The following is a 24,722-nucleotide window of genomic DNA, read 5'->3' as shown; positions in this document are numbered from 1 at the left end:
CCACGAGGGCCGTGGCTATTTGTGCTCGATTTCCTCTCTCTGAGCGTCGGCGTCCTGTTTCGGCGCGGCACCAGATGAGGGTTTGGCGCGGTCGAACTCTTGCCAGGCGCGGGACAGAAACGGCGGCATCGACGCCAGCAGGTAGATGAGCGTGAATAGGAGCAGGGTCGCCTTCAGATCGATGATGTCGGCGAGGGATCCGGCGAGAAGGCCGCCGAGCGGCATGCCCGCATAGGCTCCGGCGGTGATCGCGCCGAGTACTCGCGCTCGCAGGCGTGCTGGAATGCGCTCGAACTGCATGACGCCCAGCAGGGGGTTGATCGCTCGGGCGGCGAGCCCGGCGACGAAGGTGGTGCCGACCGCGATCCAGAACGGTGCGTCGACCGCCAGCACCAGCGGCCGTGGGATCGCTCCGATGAGGAAGCACACCGCGAAGGTCATTCTTCGCGGCAGACGTGCGCCGACGGCCCCGTAGATGATCGAACCGACGACCGAACCCGCGCCGACGGCGCCGAGTAGCAGGCCGAACGCCCGTGAATCGTGCAACACGTCACGCGCATATGTGGGGAGCAGCACCTGGCTGAGGCCGATGTCGAGCAGGTTGCTCACCAGGATCATGGCGACGGCCCAACGCTGGAGCCGATCGTGCCAGAGAAAGGACATGCCTTCCTTCAGGCCGTGCAGATATCGGCCGACGCCGGGTTCGCTGGTCTCGTGTACGAACTGGGGCACTCCGAAGTGGACGAGGAGCGCCGAGGCCAGGAAGGTGGCCCCGTCGACGAAGAGCAGTGCGGTCGGTCCGAGCCAGGCGATCAGTACACCGCCGAGGGCCGCGCCCGCCCATCTGAGCGCTTCGGTACACGCTGTCGTAGGCGGCGGTCGCGCGTTCCATCGACACTCGTCCGCGTTCGGCGAGATCGGGGATCATCGCCTCACGGGCCGTGTCGCCCGGGGTGGCCAGCAGCCATCGCACGAACAGGAGCGCGAGCATGAGCCCGTACGAGAGGCCGGTGGTGAGGAACAGCGTGGGGATGGCGGCCACGATGAGGCCGCTCATGCGACGCGCGGGGGAGGACGGGCGGAGGCCGATCCGGAGTCGATGTGGCGGGCGTTCGCGGCGGCGGTACGGGGGGCCATCGCCGCGACGCCCGCCACCGTGACGACGCTCGTGATCTCCACCCAGATGGCCGGGCTCGCCCTGCTCGGCGGGGACGGCCGGCCGCTCGGCCCGGTCATCCCTCGGCGTGGACCGCCGGGGCGAGCCCGTCCCGTACGACCCGCGCACAGGGTGCCCGCCCGGCGCCATCTACCCGGCCGGCAAGCTGGCGTGGCTCGCCGCGCACGAGCCGCGGCGACTGGCCGCGGCGCGATACGTCGGCGGGGTCAAGTCCGCCCTGGTGCGCCGGCTCTGCGGAGCCTGGGTCACCGATCCGTCCTCCGCTTCCGCCACCGGGCTTTACGACGTGACGACCGGCCGCTGGCTGGACGGCCCGCGCAACACCCGGCGCGGGTACCTGCCGCGCGTACTCCGTCTCCGGGACCTGGCTGGTCACGTCTCTTCCGAAGCGGCCGCGGAGCTGGGGCTGCCCGCGGGCACGCCGTTGCTCGTCGGCATCGGTGACGGCCCGGCGGCGAACCTGGCCTGCGGCGCCGCCGGTGGCTCACGGTTGTGCCTGTCGCTGGGCACCACCTTCGTGGCGCGGCTGCTGGTACGCGGCCGGGCGGTCCCGGACGGCGCTCTTCCGTTCTTCGTCCAGCACGTCGACGGCGACTGGCACTGTGTCGGCATCCGGCTGGACCTGGACGGCGACGCATACTCCCCGGTCGGAGCGCCGCGGACGCACGTGAGTCAGGCCGAGCTGCCGGCGCTGCTGCGTCCGCTGCTGGAGATGTACGGAGTGACGGAGCTACGCCCGGTCGGAAGCCGGTGCCGGGACGAGGATCTGGTGCGTCGCCTCGCCGCCGAGTGGGGGCTGCCGGTACGGATGAGCGACGCCTACGACGGTACCCGCGGCGCCGCCCTGCTGGCCTTGGACGACCGCGGCGACCTGACCGTGGCCCGCGGCGAGGCGGTCGGCCTGGTAGGCGAGTCCGGCAGTGGCAAGAGCCTCACCTGCCTGGCGGCGATGGACCTGCTGGCACCGTCGCTTCAGATCTCCGGCCAGATTTCGCTACTGATCCTCTCCCATCGGCGATCATGCGATCCGTTCCGTGAGGATCCGCATGATCACCGCGGGAGGAGGACGTGCTTGAAGAGGCTGTCAATCCCCGGCCACGGGCTGCGTGGGACGGGCAAGCCGAACGCGCTGGTCTTCCGGCGTCACGGTCATCCCGAACCGGCCGATGCCGGGCCGGCCAAGGGACTGCCATCGCAGGTAGACGTCGCAACGCCGAGTGCGGTCAGTCCCAGAGGGGGAGGGGCCGGCCGGCGCTATGTTCTCTGGCCGCCTCGTAGATTGCCTGGGCCGCGGCGACGTCCTGGACGGCAGTGCCGGTGGAGTCGAAAACGATGATCTCTTCGGGGCTCAGCCGTCCGGGTCGGACACCGGTGATCACCTCGCCGAGTTCGGCTCGTACGTCGTCCGCGGTCAGCGCGCCGGCCTCGATCGCATGGTGCAGCTCGCCGACCTCGGCGCACTGGTGAAGCACGTCCACGATTACGGCGGAGTCCTTCATCAGCTCGGCGTGGAGCTCCTGTTTGTCCGGGGCGTCGGAGCCGACCGCGGCGATGAACGTGCCCGGTGCGACATCGCGCCGGTCCGCGTACGGCTCGTGCGCCGGGGTCAGGGTGACCACGATCTGGCTCGCGCGGATCGCCTGTCCGGGTTCGGCGACGGCCGACGCCTCGACGGCGTACCGGTCCGCGAGGTCGGCGGCGAACGCGGCGGCGCGCTTCTGGTCGCGGCTCCAGACCAGGATCCGTCGCAGCGGGCGTACGGCGAGGAGCGCGTCGACATGGGCAGCCGCCTGCTCTCCCGCACCGCACAGGGCGAGCGTGCCCGCGTCATGGAGGGCGAGGTGCCGTGCGGCGACCGCGGTGGCGGCCGCGGTGCGCAGCCGGGTGACCGTCGCCGACTCCATCAGGGCCAGCGGCTGCCCGTCGTCGCCGCTGAACAGGGCGATGACGCCGACGATACTGGGCAGTCCCAGCCGGGCCGGGCGGTCGTAGAAGCATGCGCCGATCTTGACCGCCACCACCGTAGAGTCAGCGTCCCGCAAGCCGCTGGCCTTGATGTGAAACTCGCCGGATTCGCTGTCGAGGTGAGCAAGCCGGCTCGGCAACGTCTCTCTGTCGGCGCGACGGGCGAACGCCCGCTCCATGAGGTCGATGTACGCGTCCGACGGCAGAAGCCGTTCGATCTCCGTCCGCGTCAACAGCAGCGTGGGTGGCATCAGCATCGGATCATGGTCGCTCAGAATTCCCGACTCGGCCAATGGAAAATTTGCGGCGTGGGGCGCGTTGCCCTCGGGGGAACGCAGATGATCACGGCGGGCTCATTGCCGGCTGACGCATGCGACTTGTTACCCGTCGGCGCCGTGTTGCTCAGGTGCCCGAACGCCCTGTTCGCCGCATCCCCCCGACCGGCGACCACCACAACCGGAGTTGGGCGGTAGCTCCCACTGACCTCGACATCCCCGGCTCAGATGCGAGGAGGTCCTCGACGGCCTGATCAACGAGTGCATAGCCGCGGCGTAGAAGAAGGCAATGGTCACGGCCGTAATCGAGTATCTGCACCCCACGGGGCTCGCGGGGTTGAACCTGGCCGATCGTGGCCTCGGATTGTGATGGATAGTGGCTTGATTTATTTGCCGCCTAAAGAGTAAATAAATACTGTTTGTCCGTTTCTTGGGGGATCTTGCGGTATCTGTCAACGCCTTCATCCGTTCACACCGAGAGGCCTCCATGAGGATGATTCGCAAGCCTGCCTGGGCGAAGGGGCGCAGGAGATGGCTCGCCCTCCCACTGGCTCTGATGCTGTGTCTCCCCCTGATACCGGTTGCCAGTGGCGCGGTCACGCAGCCCGGCCTCGTACCACCGGACCGCAAGTCCAGCTTCGAGCAGGACGGCGTGGCGCTGGTGCGCATCGTCGTACCCGACCAGGCCGGCATCGAACGGCTCCAGCAGATGGGCGTTGACCTGGCCGAGTACACCAAGTCGGTGGCCGGCGGCATCGAGGTGAACGCCGTCCTCAGCCCGCAGGAGTCCGCGGACCTCAAGGCCAAGGGCTTCGACGTCCGTGGCGCCATCGCCGACCAGGCCGACGCGGCAAAGGTGCGCCGGCAGCGGTCGCAGACGTTGAACTCGCTCGCCGCCCAGGCGCAGGGCACCGACACGCTGACCGCGCTGCGGGCCGAGTGGTTCACCAGCCTGCCCGACGGGCAGCGGTTCCTGAACGTCGAGGTAAAGACGAGCGACAGCTCGGCGACCAACATCCTCACCGTCGCCTGGGACAGCGGGCGGGGCACCGAGATCGGCTCGGGCGGGACCGCGACGATGTCGCGGTTCACCGACGACGGCCAGTACATGTACGACCGGTTCAACTCACCGCTGCCGGTGAACGTGACGCCCAGCAAGGTGCGGATCACCAGCACGAGCGGCGGGTCGGTCACCGTCTCTGTGACGAAGTGGCTGGGTGAGCCCCGCAAGAAGCCGAACCCGCACTACGTGAGCGACTTCGTCGACCACTACATGGATCCAGAAGAGGTCTATCAGCGGATTGACTCGCTGGCCAAGGAGTTCCCCAAGCTCACCCAGTTGATCAATCTGCCCTACAAGACGAACGGCTACCGCCGCGCGGCGCAGGCGCAGTTCGGCACCGCCGCCGCCAGCACGTTCTACGTGTCGTCGAAGGCGTATGGCTCGGACGGCGGCAACGACATCTCGGTGGCGCTGGAGAACCCGGGCACCGCCGGCGCCGCCCTGTCGGTGTCCGTCACCGGCAAGGACGTCGTCGTCCACCTCGCCACGGACGCCGCGGGACAGGTCGCGAGTACGGCCGCGCAGGTCGTGGCGGCGCTTGGCGCCGACGCGTCCGCGGCGAAACTGCTCACCGCGAGCACGTACCGGGGCGACGCGGGGGCCGGCGTGGTGGCTGCCGCGCCGGCGACCAGGCTCTCCGACGGCCTGAAGGCTCCCGCAAGCGTCAAGCGTCAGCCGTTCCAGGTGCAGGCGTTGCGGATCGGCACGAAGCGCAACGGGTCCCAGCCCGGCGTCTTCCTCTACTGCCAGGAGCACGCGCGTGAGTGGGTCACCCCGCTGACCTGCGTGGAGACCGCCGAGCGGCTGCTGCGCAACTACCAGCACGACCCGGCCACCCGGAAGCTGGTCGACAACCTCGACATCTTCGTGGTCCCGTCGGTCAACCCCGATGGCGCCAACTACAGCATGTACGACTACAACTTCCAGCGCCGGAACATGACGAACTACTGCGGCCCGGCGGACTCCGACCCGGCACGCCGTAACGCGTGGGGCGTCGACGTGAACCGCAACTTCTCGGTCGGCTCGTACTTCGACGGCTACAGCGGCGGGTCCGCGAACTGCCGCGGCGAGACGTACTCCGGGCCGAGTGAGCTGTCCGAGCCCGAGGCCAAGAACGAGGTGTGGCTCACACAGAAGTACTCCAACATCAAGTTCGCGATGAACACCCACTCCTACGGCGGCTACTTCATGTGGCCTCCAGGGGCGTACAAGCTGGACGGCCGGCAGACGCTGCCGCCGGTCGACCTCGGCACCGAGACCTACTTCTGGTCCGCGTCCGACCACATCCTCAACGCGGTGCAGCAGTGGCGCGGCACGGCCATCTGGCCCGGCCGCACCGGGCCGGTGACCGACGTTCTGTACTCGGCGGCGGGGAACAGCGCCGACGAGGCCTGGTACAACAAGGGCATCATCGGCTGGGACTTCGAGGTCGGCGCGGACAAATACAACGCACAGACCGGGGAGTACGACGAGGTCGGCTTCCAGCCCGACTTCGCCGAGGGCCACGAGGAGGCGATGGAGTTCGCCAACGGCCAGATCGGCATCCTCGAGGTCGCCCTGGCGTACAGCAAGGACAAGAAGGACCCGAGGTCCAGCCTGTCGGTGACCGGCCAGGACGCGAGCAGCACGAAGTTCACGTTCAAGGTGAACGAGCCGGCGACCGTCTATTACACACTCGACGGCAGCCGGCCGACGCTGAAGTCGCCGAAGCTCGAGGCCGCCGGCCTGCGTGAGGGCGCCGAGTCACTCACCGTTGACAAGACGACCGACGTGAGATGGTTCTCGGTCGACATCGCCGGCAACGTGGAGAACAACTACAAGCCGGACGGACGGCACACCGGCTACCGCCATGAGGTCGTGAGGGTCGGCGGTCACTAGGAAGTGATCACGAGGGAGGTACCGGCTCCGGTCGGTACCTCCCTTCGCCGTCACCGGGCTCAGACGGTGAGGCGAAGCACCGGAGTGACACGGATGATGAGCCGGATCTTGCCGGGTTCGGTGGGCGCACACCCACCGGACGTGGCTGGCCGATGACGGGATCCCCGAGATCGGCCGCGCGGCCCGCCTCGGTCAGAAGATGCGCGGTTTGGGCGGCATCTACGAACATGTGACGCCCGAGACCAAGGAACGGATCCTCGCCCTCCTGCAAGCCCGCTGGGAGTCATCACTCCTCGCACTGCGGCCTCAGGAGCAGGCGGCGCTCATCGCGCTCCTGCCTCGGATGGAAGAAACGATCAAGCAACTGACAGCAGTGCAGCAGGCGGCGGCGAACCGGGGCGCCAAGATCATCGCCCAAATATCGCCCATAGACGCCTGTGGCCCTGCCCCCCAGAGAGGAGGCAGGGCCTCTGACCTACGCTTTCACGTGGTGGGCGATACTGGGATTGAACCAGTGACCTCGACCGTGTCAAGGTAGCCCGGGACAGCGGGCGACCAGCGACAACCTGTGAAGGCGCAGGTCAGCGGCGTCGATAGAGCGCAGTTCAACGAGGTTCAGGGAGACTCTGCGAGGTCGGCGTCGCCCAACTGACGCCCAGCGGCTGGCGTACCGCCTCGCCCTCTCCGCAAGTCGGCGTCGACATTTGCGTCCTTCACCTGAGGTCAGAACCAGCGGATTAAGAGCAGCATTGCGTCCTCGTCATGGCTCGTACGGCTTATCCGACTGCACGGCATCTGGCGGTCGGCTTGGTGTCGTGGCGGAACCACTGAGCGGTCACAGCGCGGCCGTCCGGCAGGTGGTGAACGTCCGGCCCGTCCGCCGGTACGAACCCGGCGGACCGCAAGGCCCCGATACATGCGGCGTTGGTCGTCTCGGTCCCCGCTCGCACCGCTGCAGCGCCGAGGACATGGTGGGCGAAGAACGCGCCGCCGGTGAACAACTCTCCGCCGAGGCCGCGCGAGCGGAAGCGGGGAGCCAGCCATCCGCCCAGTTCGCCAGTGTCGATTGGGACGTCGATCGCTCCTGCGAGCATGCCGCTCACCCGATCGATGGCGATAAGAGCCATGCCTTCCGCGACCGGTTCGCGGATGGGTCTCCCGCGGCCTGGACGTCTGGTGAGCAAGCGGTTCCGTCGGCGCTCAGGTAGCACGTACTCAGGGGGCCATCCGAACCATCGCTGTGCCTCCGGATCACCGGCGGCCGCAGCCGCCATCTTCAAGTCGCGGAGCGTGGGCGTCTGCAGCCGGAGGCGCGGCAGATCAAGCATGTATATGCCACCTGGATGCGCGATAAGGGAATCATGGACGCAACGTCGTGATTAATCATCTCGGCGGGATCTGTGAGGTGTACTGAATTGTGCTGACGCGGCTCCAGTCATTCTTCCCCGAGGTTCCGCGATGAAAATATGGACGCCGGGAGCTGTCGGGTCAGTCGAGTTTTGGGGTACAGCTTGATTCTGAATGTAAGAATTGGCGCCACATGGCATCATGCGGAAATATGGCCGGAGGTGGCTGGCCTGATTGACCTGGTCATCCGAGAGCAGCGGCTCTCGATTCCAGGTGTTGGTGTCGGCGATCCGGTATCGTTCAGCTTTGCCGGGCGGGCCCGGACTGCAGACACCAAAGGATGGTGGCCGGATAACTACTTGCGGGTTGGCGTCAATTCGGCCACTGGGTATGGTGGGCTGGTTTGGTATGTGAGCCCTAAGCGCGCTCAAGCGTCCGGCGATGAGAAGTCTCAGTGGTGTTGGGTTTCCGATAATCCAACACCGCCTGATTTTGATCCTCAGGTTCTTTCGGATCCAGGAAGTCCGCTTTGCTACGACCGGCGTAGCGCTCTGCCGGTTCCCCGTGTGCGTGAAGCTCTCGAGGAATTCTGTCGGACAGGTACAGGCGACAGGCCCGAGTGTATCAATTGGTTGCGCGGCGAGATTAACGGAGAACGCTGGGCTGAGTGAGAAGAAGGAAACAAATAACCTGCGGGTGTGGAGATCTGGATGGACGGTTTCGGTCTGCGGATTCATGGCTCGAACATTCCTAGGTAGACTATCTTGGCGTGCGCCGGAGCTTTGTGTGCCGAAAATCTCATCCGTACGGGTGAGAGTTATGGCGCCTGACTGCGACTGGCCTATCCCACTGTGACGACCACGTTTGCGGCCGTGCGACTTGTGTCCGCGAGCGATCGGGAAAGAACGTCGAGATCCTTGCTTTCCTCTACCTGGCCACCGCGATCGATCTGTGCTCGCGCCGCATGGCCGGCTGGCCGATCGCCGATCACATGCGCCACTGAGATGGTCGTCGACGCGCTGAAGGCCGCGACCCATACCCGGGACGGGTGACTGGGCGGCATGGTCTTTCACCCTGATCACGGCGCGCAATACATTTCGGCCGACTTCGCCGCAGCCTGGAAGAACAAGAACACATAACCGATGGGGACATCAGGGTGCCGCCGTCCGGTCGCTGGCCATCGCAGGTACGCCGCCCGCGCAGCGGGGTGCAGGGTGTTGCGTCCGCAGAGGTGGTGTATGAGTTTCGCCGGTGACAGGCGTAGCGTCGTGATGTGAGGACGGCCACCGCGTAGATCGTTCGAAGTCGTCGAAGACACGAAGGAGTGTGGTTACGCGATGGCCGCAGACAACAGTGTGGACCCTGCCGGCTGGTTCGCCGAGCAGATCGGGGCATGTGAGCCGGATCTGCTGCGAGATGGTCAAGACGATGGCCGAGGCGCTCATGAGCGCCGAAGCCGATGCGATTTGCGAAGCCTGTTACGGGCAGCGCAGCGAGGAACGCATCAACCGGCGGAACGCGTATCGGAAGCGGACCGGCACACCCGTGCGGGGACGGCGGAGTTGGCGATTCCGAAGCTGCGGTCCATAGTGGCTGCTGGAGCGACCCCGTCGCGCTGAACAGGCCTTGGTCCCGGTGGTGGCGACCAGCTATCTGCTGGGGGTTCCGACCCGGCGGGTGACATGCTGGTCGACCAGCTCGGGATCGAGGGCATCTCCAAAAGCCAGGTCAGCGAGATGAGCAAGGTGCTGGACGCGCAGGTGACCGTGTTCCGGGCCGGGTCCTGGACGCCGGCCCGTACTCCTTCGTGTGGATGGACGAGAACCCTTCCCAGCAAGCAATCACCGCTTAACCTGCAACAACGGATCACGCGGAGGCCGACTCATACACCACTCCGCTGGACGTGACCGATGACATCAGTTGCCGCGGTCTATTTGCCCCTTCCTCCGGAGCTGCGGATTGAACATCGGACGGCCGGAGCTTCCCGTCCTGGTTCGTGCATCGATTGGCTGACCTGCGTTGACTGGAGTGAGGGCCGTCAGATGCGGCGGCATTCAAGGTCATATGACGGTCAAATGATCAAGGTTGGTGATCAGGGCATGGGGTATGTGCGCATGCGGTATCGCCGGGATGGGTGTCCGCGGTATACCGCGTACTACTGGGATGTGCGGGGGCGGGAGCGTTCGGCGGGTACGTTCGGGGCGCGTCAGGATGCTGTCCGGGTTTGGCGGCGTGCCGAGGCCCGGGCGGGGAGGGGCGGTTCACCAGGGAGAGCGATTTCACCGGATAGTATTCCCGATGGACTTACAGATGCGGCTTTCCTGTGGAGCTTAAGCCTGATACGGGGAGCGGTATCAAGGCTGGCACAAGGCGGCTCCGACGGTACATGAACGAGATGGGCGTCGACTACGGCGAGCTCTGGACGTACACTCAGGCGCCAGATGGAGTCGCATTTCGTCTGGCGGCTACGCCAAAGAGTCCCTACAGGTGGTTTAAGTGGTGATTCGGAGTTGACCAAGCCGATGAGTGCCTCCGAGATTCTCAGAGGCGCGATGGAATCGGGCATCATCCCCGAAGTCGCCGATATATCAAGGCGTGGTGATGTTAAATGGATACAGGGTGAGCTATCTTATGTGACTTGGATCTCCAAGGGGCCTGAAGGTTTTTTGACCTGGAGCGTCAATGTTGGTGACGCTAAATTCTTCGGTACTATGAAGCCTTACGGGGGAATGTCTGTCAGGGTTCGGGCCATAAATGAAGGCGTACTTTCCTGGCCGCTAAAGGGAGAACGTGAGTCATTGAGGCTTTACCTCGACGAAATCCATCGCGGGATCGAATTTGTCCGCGACCGGGCCGATCTTGCGTCGCTTCTTGCAGAGGAGTCTGATGTGGTTCGCGGTGCGGCATATGCGTGGCAGCCGGCCGCCAGCTATCCCGCAAGATTGGTTCAATCGCTTGTCCTAGCGAGAGATATTGATGCTAACGACCTAATTGATTGTATAGTCGGTAGAATGTCGAACGATGTGCTCATTCTGCCGAATGGGGATCGACTTGAGATTCGAAAACCGGCGGCGTACTGGGCTAAGCAGTACTCCAAGGTCCTTGGCTTTGAGATCCCTTTGCCTCCTTGAATCCATTTCATCTTCTGGCGGAGGGCTGCTGGTCACAGCGTGATCGCGATGCGCCGGTTGGGGCCGTGACGCAGAGAAGCTGCTGGTAGATGGGTTGATCACCACAACCAACACCGGTTACAACCAGGAGCTTCGTTGGGCTGGTGCTCTGTCAGACTGAGGTTCACGCCGGTTAGTGCCTCAGCGTATGAGGCGGATGATCACGTCGGCAACGGATGATTCACCCCACGGTCGGCGGGAGCAGCTCCTCCGGCAGGCCCTGGAAGGTGACCGGGACCTGGAAGCGCCGGATCGCGGCCGTGCCGACGGACGTGTGCAGCGGCGCTGTCGTCGCGGGCCACGGCCCGCCGTGGTGCATCGCCCGGTTGACCGCGACGCCGGTGGGCCAGCCGTTGTAGACGACACGGCCGGCGTGCCGGGCCAGCTCGGCGACGAGCCCGCGCGCCAGGTCGGCGTCGGACGACTCGGCGTGCACGGTCGCGGTGAGCGAGCCGGGCACGGCGGCGGCAGTGGCGCGCAGCTCCTCCTCCGAGGCGTACTCGACGATGACGGAGGCCGGGCCGAAGCACTCCTCCGTCAGCTCGGGCCGGGCCGCGAACTCCGCGGCGGTCACCGCGACCAGGTGTGCGCCGGCGCTCTCCGCCACCGTGCGCGTCCCGGCGGCCAGCCGTTCGACCCCGGTACGGAACGCCTCCGCGATCTGCGGCGTCAGGAGTGACGGCGCCTCGACCGACGCGATCGCCTGGGCCAGCACGGCCTCGAGCCCGTGTCCGGCGGGCAGGAAGAGCAGCCCCGGCTTGGTGCAGAACTGCCCCGACCCGAGCGTGAACGAGCCGACGTACCCGCGCGCGATCTCCTCCCCGCGGGCGGCCACCGCCGACGGCGTGACGAACACGGGGTTGACGCTGCCCAGCTCGCCGTAGAACGGGATCGGGTCGGGGCGGCTGACGGCGGCGTCGAACAGCGCCCGGCCGCCGCGCACCGAGCCGGTGAACCCGGCGGCCTTGACGTTCGGGTCCTTGATGAGCGCCAGTCCCGCCTCCAGCCCGTGCGCGATCGCGAACGTCCCCTCGGGCGCGCCCGCCTTGGCGAGCGCGTCGGAGATGATCTCCGCCGTACGGACCGACGTGCGCGGGTGCCCGGGGTGGGCCTTTACGATGACCGGGCAGCCGGCCGCCCACGCGGACGCCGTGTCGCCGCCGGCGACGGAGAACGCGAACGGGAAGTTGCTCGCGGCGTACACCGCGACGGGTCCGATCGGCAGCAGCGCCCGTACGAACCCGGGTTCGGCGGCGTCCCGTTGGAAGCCTTCCCGGCGCGCCTCGCCGGCCAGGAGGCGCAGCTGCCCGGTGGTACGTTCCATCTCCCCGGTCAGGCGGGCGCGGCCGAGCGCGGTCTCGGCGTCGGCCAGCGTCACCAGCTCGTCGGCGGCCGCCTCCAGGGCGTCGGCGACGGCGTCCAGCAGCGCGACCCGGTCAGGCAGTGGCAGCTCCGCGAGCGGGCGGGCGGCGTTCGCCGCGGTCACGCCGAACGCGGCGACGGTCTCGGGGCTGGTCTCCGGCACGCCCGGCTCCAGTCGTGCGCCGGTCCGCGGGTCGACTCCGTACAGCAACGTCATCGCAGGTCTCCGTCGGTGGGGAAGCGGTTCAGCGTGCCGGGCAGCCGGGAGCCGAGCGGGGACATGTCCCCGTCCGCGCCGAGACGCTCAAGGATGTCCAGGGCCAGGCGGCCGCGATGCACCCGCTCCCGCATGGCGTTGACGGCCAGGTCGCGCAGGTGGCGGCCGACCGGGTAGACGCCGGGGGTGTTGCGCAGGCCGAACTTTAGGTAGATCGGCGCGCCGCAGCGGATCAGCTCGGCCGCGTCGTAGAGGCGGACGAAGCCGCCGAGGTCGTCGGGGGCCTCGACGTAGAAGTCCATCGGCGCGCCGCTCTGCGCCCGCAGCTCGGCGATCTGCCCGATGGTCAGGTCGCTCGGCACGTTGATGGAGTCGCCACCGAGCTTCTCCCAGATGGTGTACGCGGCCGGGTTGACCGGTCCGACCAGTGCCGACACCTTGAACGTGACGTCGGCCGGGAGCACGCCCGCGGCACGCAGCCGGTGCAGCGTCCACAGCACGCCCTCGTCGGCGACGAGCAGGCAGCGCACGCCGAGCGCCACGGCGCGCTCGGCCTCCTCGACGCACTGGGCGAGCTGGTCACGGCCCCGGGCGCGCGGGCCGGAACCGCCGGACGAGGCCTTGACCCCGGCGCCGATGTCCCACGTGCCGCGCGGGCCGACGAACAGGCACAGCTCGATGTCGCACTCCTCGCACGCCTTCACCATCTCGGTGATCTCGGCGTCGGTGAGCATCCAGATGCCACTGCCCTGGCTGATGCGGTGGATCGGCACCTCCAGGCGGTCGATCTCCTCCAGGGCGGCGGCCAGTACCTCCGGCCCCTCGCAGGAGGGCAGCTCGGTCCGCCAGCTCCCCCCGTCGGGGAACCGGGCCTCCGATCCGGCGGGGGCGGTGCTGCGGGCGGGCATGCCGAGCCGGTCGAGCAGGTGCTCGCCGGGATGACGCGAAAAACTCATCACGGACTCCTATGGTCTAAGAATGATCTTGCCGACGTTCTCGTCGCCTTGGCCGAGCAGCGCGACCGCGTCGGGATAGGCCTCGAGCGGCAGCTCGTGGGTGACCAGGGGCGCGAGGTCGAGCAGGCCGGAGGTGAACGCACGTACGGCGTGCGCCCAGGCCGCCGCCGGAGCGCCGAACACGCTGGTCACCGTCAGCTGGCGGCCGACGATGCTCGAGGGGGAGAGCCCCTCCGAAGCTCCGCCCGGGATGCCGGTCAGCACAAGCCGACCGCCCCGGCGCACCTGCCGGGCAGCGGCCGCCGCCGAGTCACGGGCGCCCGCGGTCTCCACGACGACGTCGAGGTCCAGCGCGTCGAGCCGGTCCGGGTGGAAGTAGGCCGTCGCGCCGCCCGCCCGCGCGACCGGCTCCCGGCCGGCGCGGGGGTCGCTGACGACGAGCTCGGCGGGGGAGGAGGCGGCCAGCAGCTGGATCGTCAGCAGGCCGAGGGTACCCGCGCCGACCACGCCGACCCGTTCTCCGGCCAGCGGAGCAGCCTGGAGAACGGCGGCGGCGGCGACCGCCGCCGGTTCGAGCAGCACGGCGGCCCGCAGGTCGGTACCCGCCGGCAGCGGATGCAGCAGACGCGCGGGCACGATCAGGTGGTCGGCGAACGCGCCGGGCCGGGTGAACCCGATCTCGTCGTAGCCGGCACCGCACAGGTTGGTGTCCCCGGCGCGGCATCGGTCGCAGACCTGGCAGTTCACGAAGCCCTCGCCGACCGTCGGCCGGCCGACCAGGGACGGGTCGACGCCGGGCCCGGCCTCTTCGATCGTTCCCGACCACTCGTGGCCGGGGACGATGGGGAACGTCCGGTACGGCTCGGGGCGGCCGCCCTCGTACAGCTCGCGGTCGCTGCCGCAGATGCCCGCCGCGGCGACGCGGACGAGGACCTCACCGGGCCCGGGTGCGGGTACCTCTCCCTTGACCAGCCGCTGGCGGCCCGGCCACTCCAGAAGTACCGACCGGCTCACTTGGTCCTGGCCGGGTCACGTAGGTGCCAGTTGTCGGCGAACAGGTTGAAGTTGGCGCGCTGCCGGGGGAACGCGGCGAGCGCGTCCAGGTCCAGCTCGACACCGAGGCCGGGGGCCTCCGGCAGGGTGAAGTAGCCGTCGACGACCTCGGGGAGGCCGGGTGCCACGCCCTTGATCGCCGAGTCGGCGAAGTCGTTGAAGTGCTCCTGGATCTTGAAGTTGGTGGTGCAGGCGGCCAGGTGGAGGTTGGCAGCGGTCAGCACGGGGCCGCCGACGTTGTGCGGGGCGATGAGCACGTAGTGCGTCTCGGCGGTGGCCGCGAGCTTGCGGGTCTCGGCGATGCCGCCGACGTGGGAGATGTCGGGCTGGATGACGTCGACGGCCTGGAGCTCGAACAGTTCGCGGAACTCGAAGCGGTCGTGGATGCGCTCGCCGGTGGCGATCGGCAGGTCGGTGTGGGCGGAGACCTTGGCGAGGGCCTTGAGGTTCTCCGGCGGGCAGGGCTCCTCCAGCCAGCTCGGCTTGAACGGCGCGAGCAGCCCGGCCAGCCGGATCGCGGTCGCCGGGGAGAACCGGCCGTGCATCTCGACGAGAAGCTCGGCCTCCTCGCCGATGGCGTCGCGGACCGCCTCGACGAGGCTGACCGAGCGCATCGTCTCGGCGTGGTCCAGCTCCATCGTGCCGGTGCCGAACGGGTCGAACTTCAGCGCCTGGTAGCCGTGCTCGACGACCTTCTTGGCCGCCTCGTGGAAGGCCTCGGGGGTGCGCTCGACGGTGTACCAGCCGTTGGCGTACGCCTTGATCCGCTCCCGTACCTTGCCGCCCAGCAACCGCCAGACGGGCTGGCCGAGCGCCTTGCCGACGATGTCCCAGCAGGCCATCTCGACGCAGGCGATGCCGGACATGACGATCTCGCCGGCCCGGCCGTAGTCGCCGTACTTCATCCGGTGGACCAGGTCCTCGGTGTCGAAGGGGTCCGAGCCCCTGATGTGGTTGACCTCGGCCTCGGCCAGGTAGCCGATGAGCGCGTCGGTGTGGTTCAGCATCCGCGCCTCGCCCACACCGACGAGCCCCTCGTCGGTATGGACCTGGACGAACGTGAGGTTGCGCCAGGGCGTGCCGGCGACGTGTGTCGAGATACCGGTGATGCGCATGTGTACGGAGTGCTCCTCGTGTTGCGGGACCAGAGGCGGGGCCACCACGACCTCACGACACGCGGATGTTACCGGTCGCATGGGCAAAGTCAACGGCTAGAAGGTGGTGGGCCGTGTTTTCGGAACTGTGTCTTGACATCAGATTTGTGACCGGTAACACTCCCGGACACGGCAGCGAAATCCAGTCGTAACCCCGGCGTAGCCGCCTGGCCCGACCCAAGGTGGGACATGAGATTCACTAAAATGGCCACGATGGCCACGGGGCTGTTCATGGCCCTCAGCGTGACCGCAGCGTGCGGCTCGAGCACCAAGACCGTCGACAAGAAGGGTGCGGCGGGTGCCGACTCGGCGAAGGGCGCGCTGGTCGGCGTCACCATGCCGACCAAGTCCTCCGAGCGGTGGATCCACGACGGCCAGAACGTGAAGGCCTCGCTGGAGAAGCTGGGCTACAAGGTCGACCTCCAGTACGCCGAGAACGACATCCCCACCCAGGTCAACCAGATCGAGAACCAGATCACCCGGGGCGCCAAGCTCCTGATCATCGCCTCGATCGACGGCACCTCCCTGACGACCCAGCTGCAGGAGGCGGCCGACAAGCACATCCCGGTCATCGCCTACGACCGGCTGCTCACCAAGTCGCCGAACGTCGACTACTACGCCACCTTCGACAACTACAAGGTCGGCGTCATGCAGGCCACGTCCCTTCTCGTCGGCCTCGGGCTGAAAAAGCAGGACGGTTCCGACGGCACCGCCAAGGGACCGTTCAACATCGAGGTCTTTGCCGGGTCGCCGGACGACAACAACGCGACGTTCTTCTACAACGGCGCGATGGCCACCCTGAAGCCCTACATCGACAAGGGCACCCTGGTCGTCAAGAGCAAGGAGACGGACTTCAAGACCGTCGCGATCCTGCGCTGGGACCCGGCCACCGCGCAGAAGCGTATGGAGGACCTGATCACCAAGGCCTACGGCGGCGGCACGAAGGTCCAGGGCGTGCTCTCGCCGTACGACGGGCTGTCGATCGGCATCCTGTCCGCTCTCAAGAGCGCCGGCTACGGCACCTCCGGACAGCCGTACCCGGTGGTGACCGGTCAGGACGCCGAGCTCGCCTCGGTGAAGTCGATCATGAAGGGTGAGCAGTACGCCACCATCTACAAGGACACCCGCCAGCTCGCGGCGGTCACCGTGAAGATGGCCGACACGGTCCTCAAGGGCGGCAAGCCCGAGGTGAACAACACCAAGGACTACAACAACGGCGACAAGGTCGTCCCGTCGATGCTCCTCCAGCCGGTCACGGTCTACAAGACCAACGTCCAGAAGACGCTCATCGACACCGGCTACTACACGGCTCAGCAGCTGAAGTAGCGGGCGGGGGCGGGCGGCGCCACGTGCGCCGCCAGCCCTTCCGGCGTGATCTGAAGGGCATGACATGACCGACGACGCGATTCTGCGGATGAGCGGGATCACCAAGGTGTTTCCCGGCGTCAAGGCGCTGCAGGACGTGAACCTGGTGGTACGGCGCGGCGAGATCCACGCGATCTGCGGCGAGAACGGCGCGGGCAAGTCCACCTTGATGAAGGTGCTGTCCGGGGTCTACCCGCACGGCTCGTACGAAGGCGAGATCGACTTCGACGGCGAGCCGTGCCGCTTCTCCGGCATCCGCGACAGTGAGAAGCACGGAATCGTCATCATTCACCAGGAACTGGCGCTCAGCCCGTACCTGTCGATCGCCGAGAACATCTTCCTCGGCAACGAACGCGCCCATCGCGGCCTGATCGACTGGAACCGGACCAACGCCGACGCCGCCGAACTCCTCGCCCGCGTCGGCCTGGACGAGAACCCGGTCACCCCGGCGATGGACCTCGGGGTCGGCAAGCAGCAGCTCGTGGAGATCGCCAAGGCGTTGTCCAAGGACGTGAAGCTGCTGATCCTGGACGAGCCGACGGCGGCGCTGAACGACGCCGACTCCGCGCACCTGCTCGACCTGCTGCGCGGTCTGCGCGAGCAGGGCATCACCTGCGTGATCATTTCCCACAAGCTCAACGAGATCAAGGCGATCGCGGACTCGACGACCATCCTGCGCGACGGCCGCACGATCGAGACCCTCGACATGGAGAAGGACCTCGTGACCGAGGACCGCATCATCTCCGGCATGGTCGGCCGCGACCTGGAGCATCGTTTCCCCGAGCACGAGCCGACCATCGGCGAGGAGGTGCTGCGGATCGAGGACTGGACGGTGCGCAGCCCGACACAGCACGAGCGCCTCGTCGTGTCCGGCGCCAACCTCACGTTGCGGCGCGGCGAGATCGTCGGCCTGGCCGGCCTGATGGGCGCCGGCCGTACGGAGCTGGCGATGAGCGTGTTCGGCCGCAGCTACGGCGTCGGCATCACCGGCCGGGTCTACAAGGACGGCAAGGAGATCCGCATCAAGTCGGTCGGCGACGCCATCAAGCACGGCATCGCGTACGCCACCGAGGACCGCAAGCGGTACGGCCTCAACCTCATCGAGGACATCAAGCGCAACGTCTCGACGGCGGGGCTCCGCAAGCTCGCCAGGCGGGGATGGGTCCCCGACAACGAGGAGTTCCGCGTCGCCGAGGGCTACCGCAAGAGCATGAACATCAAGGCGCCGAGCGTCCTCGCGGTCACCGGCAAGCTCTCCGGCGGGAACCAGCAGAAGGTCGTGCTGTCCAAGTGGCTGTTCACCGACCCGGACGTGCTGATCCTCGACGAGCCGACCCGCGGCATCGACGTCGGCGCGAAGTACGAGATCTATTCGATCATCAACGAGATGGCCGACCAGGGCAAGGCCGTGCTGGTCATCTCCTCGGAGCTGCCCGAGCTGCTCGGCATCTGTGACCGCGTCTACGCGATGTCGGCCGGGCGCATCACCGGTGAGGTCTCCCGCGCGGAGGCCACGCCCGAGCGGCTGATGCAGTTCATGACCAGATACGACGAGGAGCAGATCGCCCAATGAGCAGCGTCGCACCGGCCCGCCCGGACAAGGGCGAGGCTCCGCCCCCGTCCCGCGGCGGCGTGGCCGACCGGATTTTCTCCGTCAACCTGCGGCAGAGTGGGATCTATGTCGCGTTCGCGCTGATCGTCGCGCTGTTCGCGATCCTCACGCACGGGAGCCTGCTCTCGCCGGAGAACATGTCCAACGTTCTCGTGCAGAACTCCTACATTCTGATCCTGTCGATCGGGATGATCCTCGTCATCATCGCGGGCCACATCGACCTGTCGGCCGGCTCGGTGGTCGCCGTCTGCGGTGCGATCTCCGCCGTGCTGATGGTCAACCACCACGTGCCCTGGCCGCTCGCGGTGGTGCTGACGCTGGTCGCGGGCGCGCTGATCGGCGCGTGGCAGGGCTACTGGATCGCCTACTTCGAAATCCCGGCGTTCATCGTGACGCTGGCCGGCATGCTCATCTTCCGTGCCCTCACGCTCACCGTGCTGGGCAACCAGGGCATCGGCCCGTTCCCCGACCAGGTCCGCACGCTCGCCAACGGCTTCCTGCCCGGCTACTTCGGCAACGTAGGACTGGGCCCGCTGGGCGGCGCGGACCTGTTCACCCTGATCGTCGGCGTGATCGGCGTCGCGGGCATCGTGCTCACCCAGTGGCGGGCCCGCCAGGGCCGCGCGGGGTACGGCCAGAACGTCGGTCCGCTGCCGGTGTTCATCGTGCGGATGGCGCTGGCCGCCTTCGTCGTGATGTTCATCGTGGTGCAGCTCGCGCGGTTCAAGAACCTGCCCGTGGTGCTCATCCTGCTGACCGTCCTGGTCCTGGCATACACCCTGCTCACCACCCGCGCGGTCTTCGGCCGGCACATGTACGCCCTCGGCGGCAACCTCCAGGCCGCCCGGCTGTCCGGCATCAAGACCAAGTCCGTGGTGTTCCTGCTGTTCGTCAACATGGGCGTGCTGGCCGCCATCGCCGGCGTCATCTTCGCCGGACGGCTCAACCAGGCCGGCCCGACCGCCGGCACCAACTTCGAGCTCGACTCGATCGCGGCGGCGTTCATCGGCGGCGCGGCGGTGCAGGGCGGCGTCGGCAAGGTCGTCGGCGCCATCACCGGCGGTCTCATCATGGCCGTGATCAACAACGGCATGTCCCTGCTGGGCGCGCCCAGCGAGCGGGTCATGTTGATCAAGGGCCTGGTGCTGCTCGCCGCTGTCGCGTTCGACGTTTGGGCAAAGCGCCGGGCCGGCACCTCCCGATAAATAGGATCAATCCCATGACCACAGAGCCCGACGACCGAGGCGACGCGCGGGTCACGGCGCGCCCCGGCCTTCGGGACGTGGCCAAGCTTGCCGGGGTGTCGCACCAGACCGTGTCCCGGGTCTTCAAGGATCACCCGAGGGTGAGCACGGAGACCCGGGCGAAGGTCCTGGCAGCGGCCGCCCAGCTGGACTTCCGGCCCAACGCGTTCGCCCGTGCCCTGGCCACCGGCCGGTCGCGCACACTGGGCGTGGTCAGCTTCGACGCGACCCAGTTCGGGCCCGCCTCGATGATCAGTGAGATCGAGCGCTGCGCGCGGGAGGCCGACTACTTCACCAGCGTCATCGCGCTGCAGTCGGCCAGCGAGCGTTCGATCGCCGAGGCGGCCGAGCGGCTGCGCGGCCAGGGCGTGGACGGGCTCATCGTGATCCCCGGCCATGCCCCGCTGACCCAGACCATCAAGCACCTGCCACGGGACCTGCCCGTCGTGGTCATGGAGAGCGAGACGATCGTCCCAGCCGTCGGGGTGGACCAGTACACCGGGCCGAAGGCGGCCACCCGCTACCTCCTCGACCTCGGCCACCGGACCGTGCACCACCTGCCCGGCCCTATGTCGTGGTTGGAGGCGCGCGAGCGCCACCGCGGCTGGCGCGACGCGCTGACCGACGCCGGAGCACCGGTGCCGCCGACCATCCCCGGCGACTGGAGCGCCGGGTCGGGATACGAGCGCGGCCTGGCGCTGGCGGCCGACCCGGAGGTCACGGCGGTGTTCGCGGCCAACGACCAGAACGCTCTGGGCCTGCTGCGCGCCCTGCATGAAGCAGGCCGCAGGGTGCCCGAGGACGTCAGCGTGATCGGCTTCGACGACATCCCCGAGGCGGCGTACTTCATCCCGCCGCTCACCACGATCCGCCAGGACTTCGCCGCCGTCGGCCGGTCCAGCGTGAACCTGCTGCTCGAGCAGATCGAGAGCGGTCGCCGCAGCGAGAGCAAGATCATCATTTCTACCGAGCTGGTCAGCCGGAACAGCGCCGGGCGGGCACCCGCGTAGCCCGTCCCATCCCCGCGCTCGCTGCCCCGTGAAAGGAAGACCATGTCGGCCCATGCCGTCACCGCGTCCACCGCTCGTACGTCCGTGCGGCTCGCGGATGGAAGAGAGATCATCTACTTCGACGACGAGCCCGGGCAGGATCGTTCCACACCCGACCGGCGGGACCTGCCCCCGTACGCGCCCGCCGCCGAGCTGCGCTATGACGTGCTGCACGGCGAGGAGGTCCTCGTCGCCGCCCACCGGCAGAACCGCACCTACCAGCCGGCGCCCGGCGAGTGCCCGCTGTGCCCCTCTCACGGTGACCACCTCAGCGAAATCCCGGCCGCCGACTACGACGTCGTGTCGTTCGAGAACCGCTTCCCCTCGCTCGGCGGCTCGGCCGGCGGACGCTGCGAGGTGCTGTGCTTCACCAGCTACCACGACGGGTCCTTCGCGGCCCTTCCGCCGGAACGGCTGGCCACCGTCGGCCGCGCCTGGGCCGACCGCACGGCGGCCCTCGCGAAGCGCCCCGACGTGGAGTACGTCTTCTTGTTCGAGAACCGTGGCGCGGCGATCGGCGCCACCCTGCCGCACCCGCACGGCCAGATCTACGCCTTCCCGTATGTCCCGCCCACCCCGCGCCGGATGCTCGCCGCCGCCGAGCGGTTCCTCGAGGAGCACGGCCGATGCCTGATGTGCGAGGTGGTCGCGCGCGAAGCCGCCGGGCCGCGCGTCGTGGCCGAGACCGATGGCTTCCTCGCGTATGTGCCCGAGGCCGCCCGCTGGCCGTACGAGGTCTACGTCGCCCCACGCGTCTGCGTCCCCGACCTGCCCGCCCTCGACGCCGCACGGCGCGACGAGCTCATGCGCCTGTACGCCGACGTGCTGCGCCGCTTCGACGCTCTCTACGAGCACCCGACGCCGTACATGGCCTACTGGTACCAGGCCCCGGCTCGTACGAAACGCGACGCGGCGCACCTGTGCGCCCGCGTTTATACGCCCCAGCGCACCGCCGACAAACTGAAGTTCCTCGCCACGAGCGAGACCGGCGGCGGCGCGTACATCAACGACGTGCTCCCCGAGGCCGCCGCTGCGCGCCTCCGTGAGCTCTGAGCCGCTGCTTCATGCTCGACATGCTGGAACGATCATTGCGGGTGCGATAATTCATCCGCGCAGGTCACGAGGTTGATCAACGATCACGTGTCTTGATCTGACGGCGCGCGGGGACTCCGCCTCCGCGGCATGATGATCTGTCGCGCTGCTATGCCCGGCCTATCTCGCCGTAACGAACACGTTCTCCTTCATACGGCTACTGCCGATGAGCGATCGCGAGAAGGAGATAGAGATCTTGGTGCTGCGGCACCAGCTGACGATCTTGCAGCGCCAATCGGCCAAGCCGGCGTTCACGCCGGCCGACCGGTTCCTGCTCACCGGACTGCTCCATCGCCTGCCGACGGACAAGCTCCGGCAACTCCACCTGCTGGTCCGCCCGGACACCATCCTGCACTGGCACCGACGGGCACTCACAGGCCCGATTCTCCGGCGTTTTGCAGGAGAATGTCCACGCCCTGTTGGTCGAAAATTGAACACGACCGATGGCTCCCCTCGGGCCCCTGATTACCGGTTGCGCTTCGCTGACCTGCGGAAACTGAAAGGGGGACCGATCGCATCGGGATTGATCACGGTCGGGTGACGGTCAGCCGATCAAGGGGAGGTGACTGTCGGATCTTCTTGCGTCCGTGTAGCGGGGTGACGGCCCCGCCGGTGCCGAAGAGGCCGCTGAAGATACTCACGCCGGCGGAGTGCGAAGCGATCGTGACCGCGTTGCCCGGACGAGCAGTCGCGTCTGCTGGCCGAGGTCGCCATCCAAGCCGGGCTGCGCTGGGGTGAGCTCGCGGAACTCCGCGCAGGCGACCTGGATCCGGAGACGCGGATGCTCACGGTGGCGCGTACGGTCGTGGAGTTGCGGCCAGCGTTCCATCCGTCGGGTGGGCGGTTTCTGGTCAAGGACTATCCGAAGAATCGGGAGTTCCGCCGTCTGAAACTCAGCTGCCTGCTCGTCTCCCGTCTGGCCGCGTTCGCCGCAGCCCGAGGCATTGGACCAGGTGATCTGCTGTTCGCCGCGCCCGCGGTGCGTCGCCAGCCGACGGTAGGGTGTTGCGGGATCCGGGGAGCCTCGGCGTGACGAGGCCGAATGCGGCTGGGCGGCGGTATCGGCATGGGACGTTGACCGGATACTCGATGGGCCGCTGCCGGTGCTCCTACTGCCGGGGTGCGTATGCCCGATATCGGGCGATGCGTCGGGCGGCCGGGAAGGATCATCCCCGTCTCCGTCGGGGCCTGGACACTGATGGGCATATTCCGCGGGACTGGTTCCGTGAGCAGGTCTGGGATCCGGCGGTCAGGGCCGCCGACATTGACCGGCGGGTGAGGGTGCGGGATCTGCGGCACGCGCATGCTTCCTGGGTGCTGGCCGGGGGAGCGGACTTGCAGATCGTCCGGGAACGACTCGGGCATGCCGGACTGCGGGCTACCGAACGCTACCTGCACACCCTGCCTGATGCCGACGACACCGCGTTGGCCGCTTTCGCTCGGACCCGGACCCGCGTGTTCCGGGCGGCGTCGTGACACTGACCACGGTCAAATGACGGTCGGAGGAACGAAAGCCCGGCCACCGTCTCCGGTGCCCGGGCTGCTGACCAGGTGAAACCTGGTGGGCGATACTGGGATTGAACCAGTGACCTCTACCGTGTCAAGGTAGCGCTCTCCCACTGAGCTAATCGCCCTCGCGAAGCTGAGTGCTTCAGAGGTGGAGACGGGATTTGAACCCGTGTACACGGCTTTGCAGGCCGTTGCCTCGCCTCTCGGCCACTCCACCGAGTGAGGCCTTCGGCAAGACCTCTCCGAGCGGACGACGGGATTCGAACCCGCGACCCTCACCTTGGCAAGGTGATGCTCTACCAACTGAGCCACGTCCGCGTGGTGTCTCCCGGGGGCTTGACCCCCCTGGCGACACGCCAAACACTAGCGGATTCTCAGCCCGACCCCCAACTCGGTAACGCCCTACGGCCCACCGGCGTGGCGTTCCTTCGACCGACGTCTAAGTGTCCTGGGCGTAACGTCGTCGTATGCCCGAACCGTACGGCTCCGACATCGCGCCGGTGGCGGCGCTGCTCGCCGATCGTGCGCGGGCGGCGATGCTCACCGTGCTCCTCGACGGAAGGCCCCTGTCCGCCGGTGAGCTGGCCCGTACGGCCGGTGTCACCCCGGCCACGGCCAGTTCGCATCTCGGCAAGCTCCTCGACGGCGGTCTTGTGAGCGTCGTCAAGCAGGGGCGGCACCGCTACTACCGGCTCAAGGGCGCCGAGGTCGCCTCGGTGATCGAAGCGCTGAGCCTGATCAGTCCGAAGGTGCAGGTGCGCAGCCTGAGGCAGTCGAGGCAGGCGGCGGCGCTGGGGGAGGCGCGCACCTGCTACGACCACCTCGCCGGGCGGGCCGGGGTCGCGCTGTTCGACGCGATGATCGGCCGTGGCCTTCTCGAACCCGCGCTCGACGCCGTCGCCGACGAGCCCGAGCGCAGCGCGTACGAGGTGACCGACAAGGGGGAGGAGAGCCTCGCCGCCATCGGCGTCGACGTGGCCGCGGCCCGGGCGTCGCGGCGGAGGTTCGCCGGGCACTGCCTCGACTGGACCGAGCGCCGCCCTCACCTCAACGGCGCTCTCGGCGCGGCGGTGACGGCCGGCGTGATCGAGCTCGGCTGGTTCGAACGCGGCGCGTCCCGCCGTTCCCTCGTCCTTACCGACAGCGGGCGCGCCGGTCTCGCCGACGTTTTCGGCTGTGTCATCGGCTGAGCGGCCGCTCGGCCTCGCCGCCCGGCGGATCGGAGCCATCGCCA

At 67.8% G+C, this 24,722-nt stretch carries 23 protein-coding genes, 3 tRNA genes and 2 pseudogenes; 16 read left to right on the top strand and 12 right to left on the bottom strand.

The window, feature by feature from the left end; all coding sequences use genetic code 11:
• Window positions 1-15: 15 nt before the first annotated feature.
• Both ABEA10_RS11445 and ABEA10_RS11440 read right to left on the bottom strand, forming a co-directional pair.
• Window positions 16-918 (bottom strand): MFS transporter, encoded by a 903-nt coding sequence (locus ABEA10_RS11445; protein ID WP_345462207.1) that lies wholly within the window; start codon window positions 916-918, stop codon window positions 16-18.
• Between the two features lie 135 nt (window positions 919-1,053).
• The gene (locus ABEA10_RS11440) at window positions 1,054-1,236 is read right to left on the bottom strand and encodes a hypothetical protein (RefSeq protein WP_345461454.1); all 183 of its coding nucleotides are present in this window, start codon (window positions 1,234-1,236) and stop codon (window positions 1,054-1,056) included.
• Between the two features lie 8 nt (window positions 1,237-1,244).
• Between ABEA10_RS11440 and ABEA10_RS11435 the strand changes: the two genes are divergently transcribed.
• Window positions 1,245-2,513 carry an FGGY family carbohydrate kinase gene (locus ABEA10_RS11435; protein ID WP_345461451.1) on the top strand — a complete coding sequence of 423 codons (1,269 nt, stop codon included), beginning with the start codon at window positions 1,245-1,247 and terminating at the stop codon, window positions 2,511-2,513.
• Here ABEA10_RS11435 and ABEA10_RS11430 read toward each other — a convergent pair.
• Complete coding sequence (locus ABEA10_RS11430) at window positions 2,401-3,399, bottom strand: ornithine cyclodeaminase family protein (protein WP_345461448.1); 999 nt, start codon at window positions 3,397-3,399, stop codon at window positions 2,401-2,403. The genes ABEA10_RS11435 and ABEA10_RS11430 overlap by 113 nt on opposite strands.
• Window positions 3,400-3,973: 574 nt before the next feature.
• On the opposite strand from ABEA10_RS11430, the gene ABEA10_RS11425 reads away from it, so the two are divergent.
• Window positions 3,974-6,358 carry a M14 family metallopeptidase gene (locus ABEA10_RS11425; RefSeq protein WP_345461445.1) on the top strand — a complete coding sequence of 795 codons (2,385 nt, stop codon included), beginning with the start codon at window positions 3,974-3,976 and terminating at the stop codon, window positions 6,356-6,358.
• 776 nt (window positions 6,359-7,134) lie between these two features.
• Here ABEA10_RS11425 and ABEA10_RS11420 read toward each other — a convergent pair.
• Window positions 7,135-7,686, bottom strand: coding sequence for a GNAT family N-acetyltransferase (locus tag ABEA10_RS11420; protein WP_345461442.1), 552 nt, complete (start codon window positions 7,684-7,686; stop codon window positions 7,135-7,137).
• A 138-nt stretch (window positions 7,687-7,824) separates the two neighbouring features.
• Here ABEA10_RS11420 and ABEA10_RS51090 point away from each other — a divergent pair, with 138 nt between their 5' ends.
• Window positions 7,825-8,376, top strand: coding sequence for an Imm1 family immunity protein (locus ABEA10_RS51090; protein WP_425550892.1), 552 nt, complete (start codon window positions 7,825-7,827; stop codon window positions 8,374-8,376).
• Between the two features lie 251 nt (window positions 8,377-8,627).
• A pseudogene (locus tag ABEA10_RS11415) lies at window positions 8,628-8,817 on the top strand (DDE-type integrase/transposase/recombinase); the annotation flags it as partial.
• On the opposite strand, the gene ABEA10_RS51085 reads toward ABEA10_RS11415, so the two are convergent.
• The gene (locus ABEA10_RS51085; RefSeq protein WP_425550891.1) at window positions 8,784-9,023 is read right to left on the bottom strand and encodes a TerB N-terminal domain-containing protein; all 240 of its coding nucleotides are present in this window, start codon (window positions 9,021-9,023) and stop codon (window positions 8,784-8,786) included. The pseudogene ABEA10_RS11415 and the gene ABEA10_RS51085 sit on opposite strands and share 34 nt — an antisense overlap.
• Before the next feature lie 19 nt (window positions 9,024-9,042).
• Here ABEA10_RS51085 and ABEA10_RS11410 point away from each other — a divergent pair.
• The 3 genes and pseudogenes from ABEA10_RS11410 to ABEA10_RS11405 form a co-directional block, all read left to right on the top strand.
• Window positions 9,043-9,524 (top strand): annotated as a pseudogene (locus ABEA10_RS11410) (transposase); the annotation flags it as partial.
• 504 nt (window positions 9,525-10,028) lie between these two features.
• Window positions 10,029-10,208, top strand: coding sequence for a hypothetical protein (locus ABEA10_RS51080; protein WP_425550890.1), 180 nt, complete (start codon window positions 10,029-10,031; stop codon window positions 10,206-10,208).
• Complete coding sequence (locus ABEA10_RS11405) at window positions 10,147-10,836, top strand: hypothetical protein (protein ID WP_345461439.1); 690 nt, start codon at window positions 10,147-10,149, stop codon at window positions 10,834-10,836. Before ABEA10_RS51080 ends, ABEA10_RS11405 begins: the two co-directional genes overlap by 62 nt.
• A gap of 220 nt (window positions 10,837-11,056) precedes the next feature.
• Here ABEA10_RS11405 and ABEA10_RS11400 read toward each other — a convergent pair whose 3' ends face one another.
• From ABEA10_RS11400 to ABEA10_RS11385, 4 genes are read right to left on the bottom strand one after another with little or no spacing between them, the layout of a single operon-like run.
• A complete protein-coding gene (locus tag ABEA10_RS11400) occupies window positions 11,057-12,454 on the bottom strand; it encodes an aldehyde dehydrogenase (NADP(+)) (protein WP_345461436.1) in 1,398 nt (465 codons plus the stop codon).
• Window positions 12,451-13,410 (bottom strand): PH domain-containing protein, encoded by a 960-nt coding sequence (locus ABEA10_RS11395; protein WP_345461433.1) that lies wholly within the window; start codon window positions 13,408-13,410, stop codon window positions 12,451-12,453. Before ABEA10_RS11395 ends, ABEA10_RS11400 begins: the two co-directional genes overlap by 4 nt.
• Before the next feature lie 9 nt (window positions 13,411-13,419).
• Window positions 13,420-14,424 carry a zinc-dependent alcohol dehydrogenase gene (locus ABEA10_RS11390; protein WP_345461430.1) on the bottom strand — a complete coding sequence of 335 codons (1,005 nt, stop codon included), beginning with the start codon at window positions 14,422-14,424 and terminating at the stop codon, window positions 13,420-13,422.
• Window positions 14,421-15,578 (bottom strand): mandelate racemase/muconate lactonizing enzyme family protein, encoded by a 1,158-nt coding sequence (locus ABEA10_RS11385; RefSeq protein ID WP_345461427.1) that lies wholly within the window; start codon window positions 15,576-15,578, stop codon window positions 14,421-14,423. The genes ABEA10_RS11390 and ABEA10_RS11385 overlap by 4 nt, the downstream gene beginning before the upstream one ends.
• Window positions 15,579-15,806: 228 nt before the next feature.
• On the opposite strand from ABEA10_RS11385, the gene chvE reads away from it, so the two are divergent.
• The 8 genes from chvE (at window position 15,807) to ABEA10_RS51075 (ending at window position 23,455) form a co-directional block, all read left to right on the top strand.
• Window positions 15,807-16,943 carry a multiple monosaccharide ABC transporter substrate-binding protein gene (gene chvE, locus ABEA10_RS11380; protein WP_345461424.1) on the top strand — a complete coding sequence of 379 codons (1,137 nt, stop codon included), beginning with the start codon at window positions 15,807-15,809 and terminating at the stop codon, window positions 16,941-16,943.
• A 64-nt stretch (window positions 16,944-17,007) separates the two neighbouring features.
• Entirely contained in the window at window positions 17,008-18,555 is a 1,548-nt protein-coding gene (gene mmsA, locus ABEA10_RS11375) for a multiple monosaccharide ABC transporter ATP-binding protein (protein ID WP_285578872.1), read from the top strand.
• On the top strand, window positions 18,552-19,799 hold the full coding sequence (mmsB, locus tag ABEA10_RS11370; protein WP_285578870.1) for a multiple monosaccharide ABC transporter permease: 1,248 nt from the start codon (window positions 18,552-18,554) through the stop codon (window positions 19,797-19,799). The genes mmsA and mmsB overlap by 4 nt, the downstream gene beginning before the upstream one ends.
• A 14-nt stretch (window positions 19,800-19,813) precedes the next feature.
• Window positions 19,814-20,848 carry a LacI family DNA-binding transcriptional regulator gene (locus ABEA10_RS11365; protein ID WP_345461412.1) on the top strand — a complete coding sequence of 345 codons (1,035 nt, stop codon included), beginning with the start codon at window positions 19,814-19,816 and terminating at the stop codon, window positions 20,846-20,848.
• A 42-nt stretch (window positions 20,849-20,890) separates the two neighbouring features.
• Window positions 20,891-21,940: a galactose-1-phosphate uridylyltransferase gene (gene galT / locus ABEA10_RS11360; protein WP_345461409.1), complete on the top strand. Its 1,050-nt coding sequence runs from the start codon at window positions 20,891-20,893 to the stop codon at window positions 21,938-21,940.
• Window positions 21,941-22,145: 205 nt separating this feature from the next.
• A complete protein-coding gene (locus ABEA10_RS11355) occupies window positions 22,146-22,520 on the top strand; it encodes a hypothetical protein (RefSeq protein WP_345461406.1) in 375 nt (124 codons plus the stop codon).
• A gap of 240 nt (window positions 22,521-22,760) precedes the next feature.
• Window positions 22,761-23,012: a hypothetical protein gene (locus tag ABEA10_RS11350; protein ID WP_345461403.1), complete on the top strand. Its 252-nt coding sequence runs from the start codon at window positions 22,761-22,763 to the stop codon at window positions 23,010-23,012.
• Between the two features lie 56 nt (window positions 23,013-23,068).
• Complete coding sequence (locus tag ABEA10_RS51075) at window positions 23,069-23,455, top strand: tyrosine-type recombinase/integrase (protein WP_425550898.1); 387 nt, start codon at window positions 23,069-23,071, stop codon at window positions 23,453-23,455.
• An 83-nt stretch (window positions 23,456-23,538) separates the two neighbouring features.
• Here ABEA10_RS51075 and ABEA10_RS11345 read toward each other — a convergent pair.
• The 3 genes from ABEA10_RS11345 to ABEA10_RS11335 form a co-directional block, all read right to left on the bottom strand.
• Window positions 23,539-23,613 (bottom strand) — tRNA-Val (locus ABEA10_RS11345).
• Between the two features lie 21 nt (window positions 23,614-23,634).
• Window positions 23,635-23,705, bottom strand: a tRNA-Cys gene (locus tag ABEA10_RS11340).
• A gap of 28 nt (window positions 23,706-23,733) precedes the next feature.
• Window positions 23,734-23,806 (bottom strand) — tRNA-Gly (locus ABEA10_RS11335).
• Between the two features lie 149 nt (window positions 23,807-23,955).
• Between ABEA10_RS11335 and ABEA10_RS11330 the strand changes: the two genes are divergently transcribed.
• Window positions 23,956-24,678: an ArsR/SmtB family transcription factor gene (locus ABEA10_RS11330; RefSeq protein WP_345461400.1), complete on the top strand. Its 723-nt coding sequence runs from the start codon at window positions 23,956-23,958 to the stop codon at window positions 24,676-24,678.
• Window positions 24,679-24,722: the final 44 nt, after the last annotated feature.

The organism is Actinoallomurus oryzae, assembly GCF_039541955.1.
GTDB classification, from domain to species: Bacteria; Actinomycetota; Actinomycetes; order Streptosporangiales; family Streptosporangiaceae; genus Actinoallomurus; species Actinoallomurus oryzae.
The sequence above is the reverse complement of the archived record's forward strand: the minus strand, read 5'-3'. Positions and strand labels throughout refer to the sequence as shown.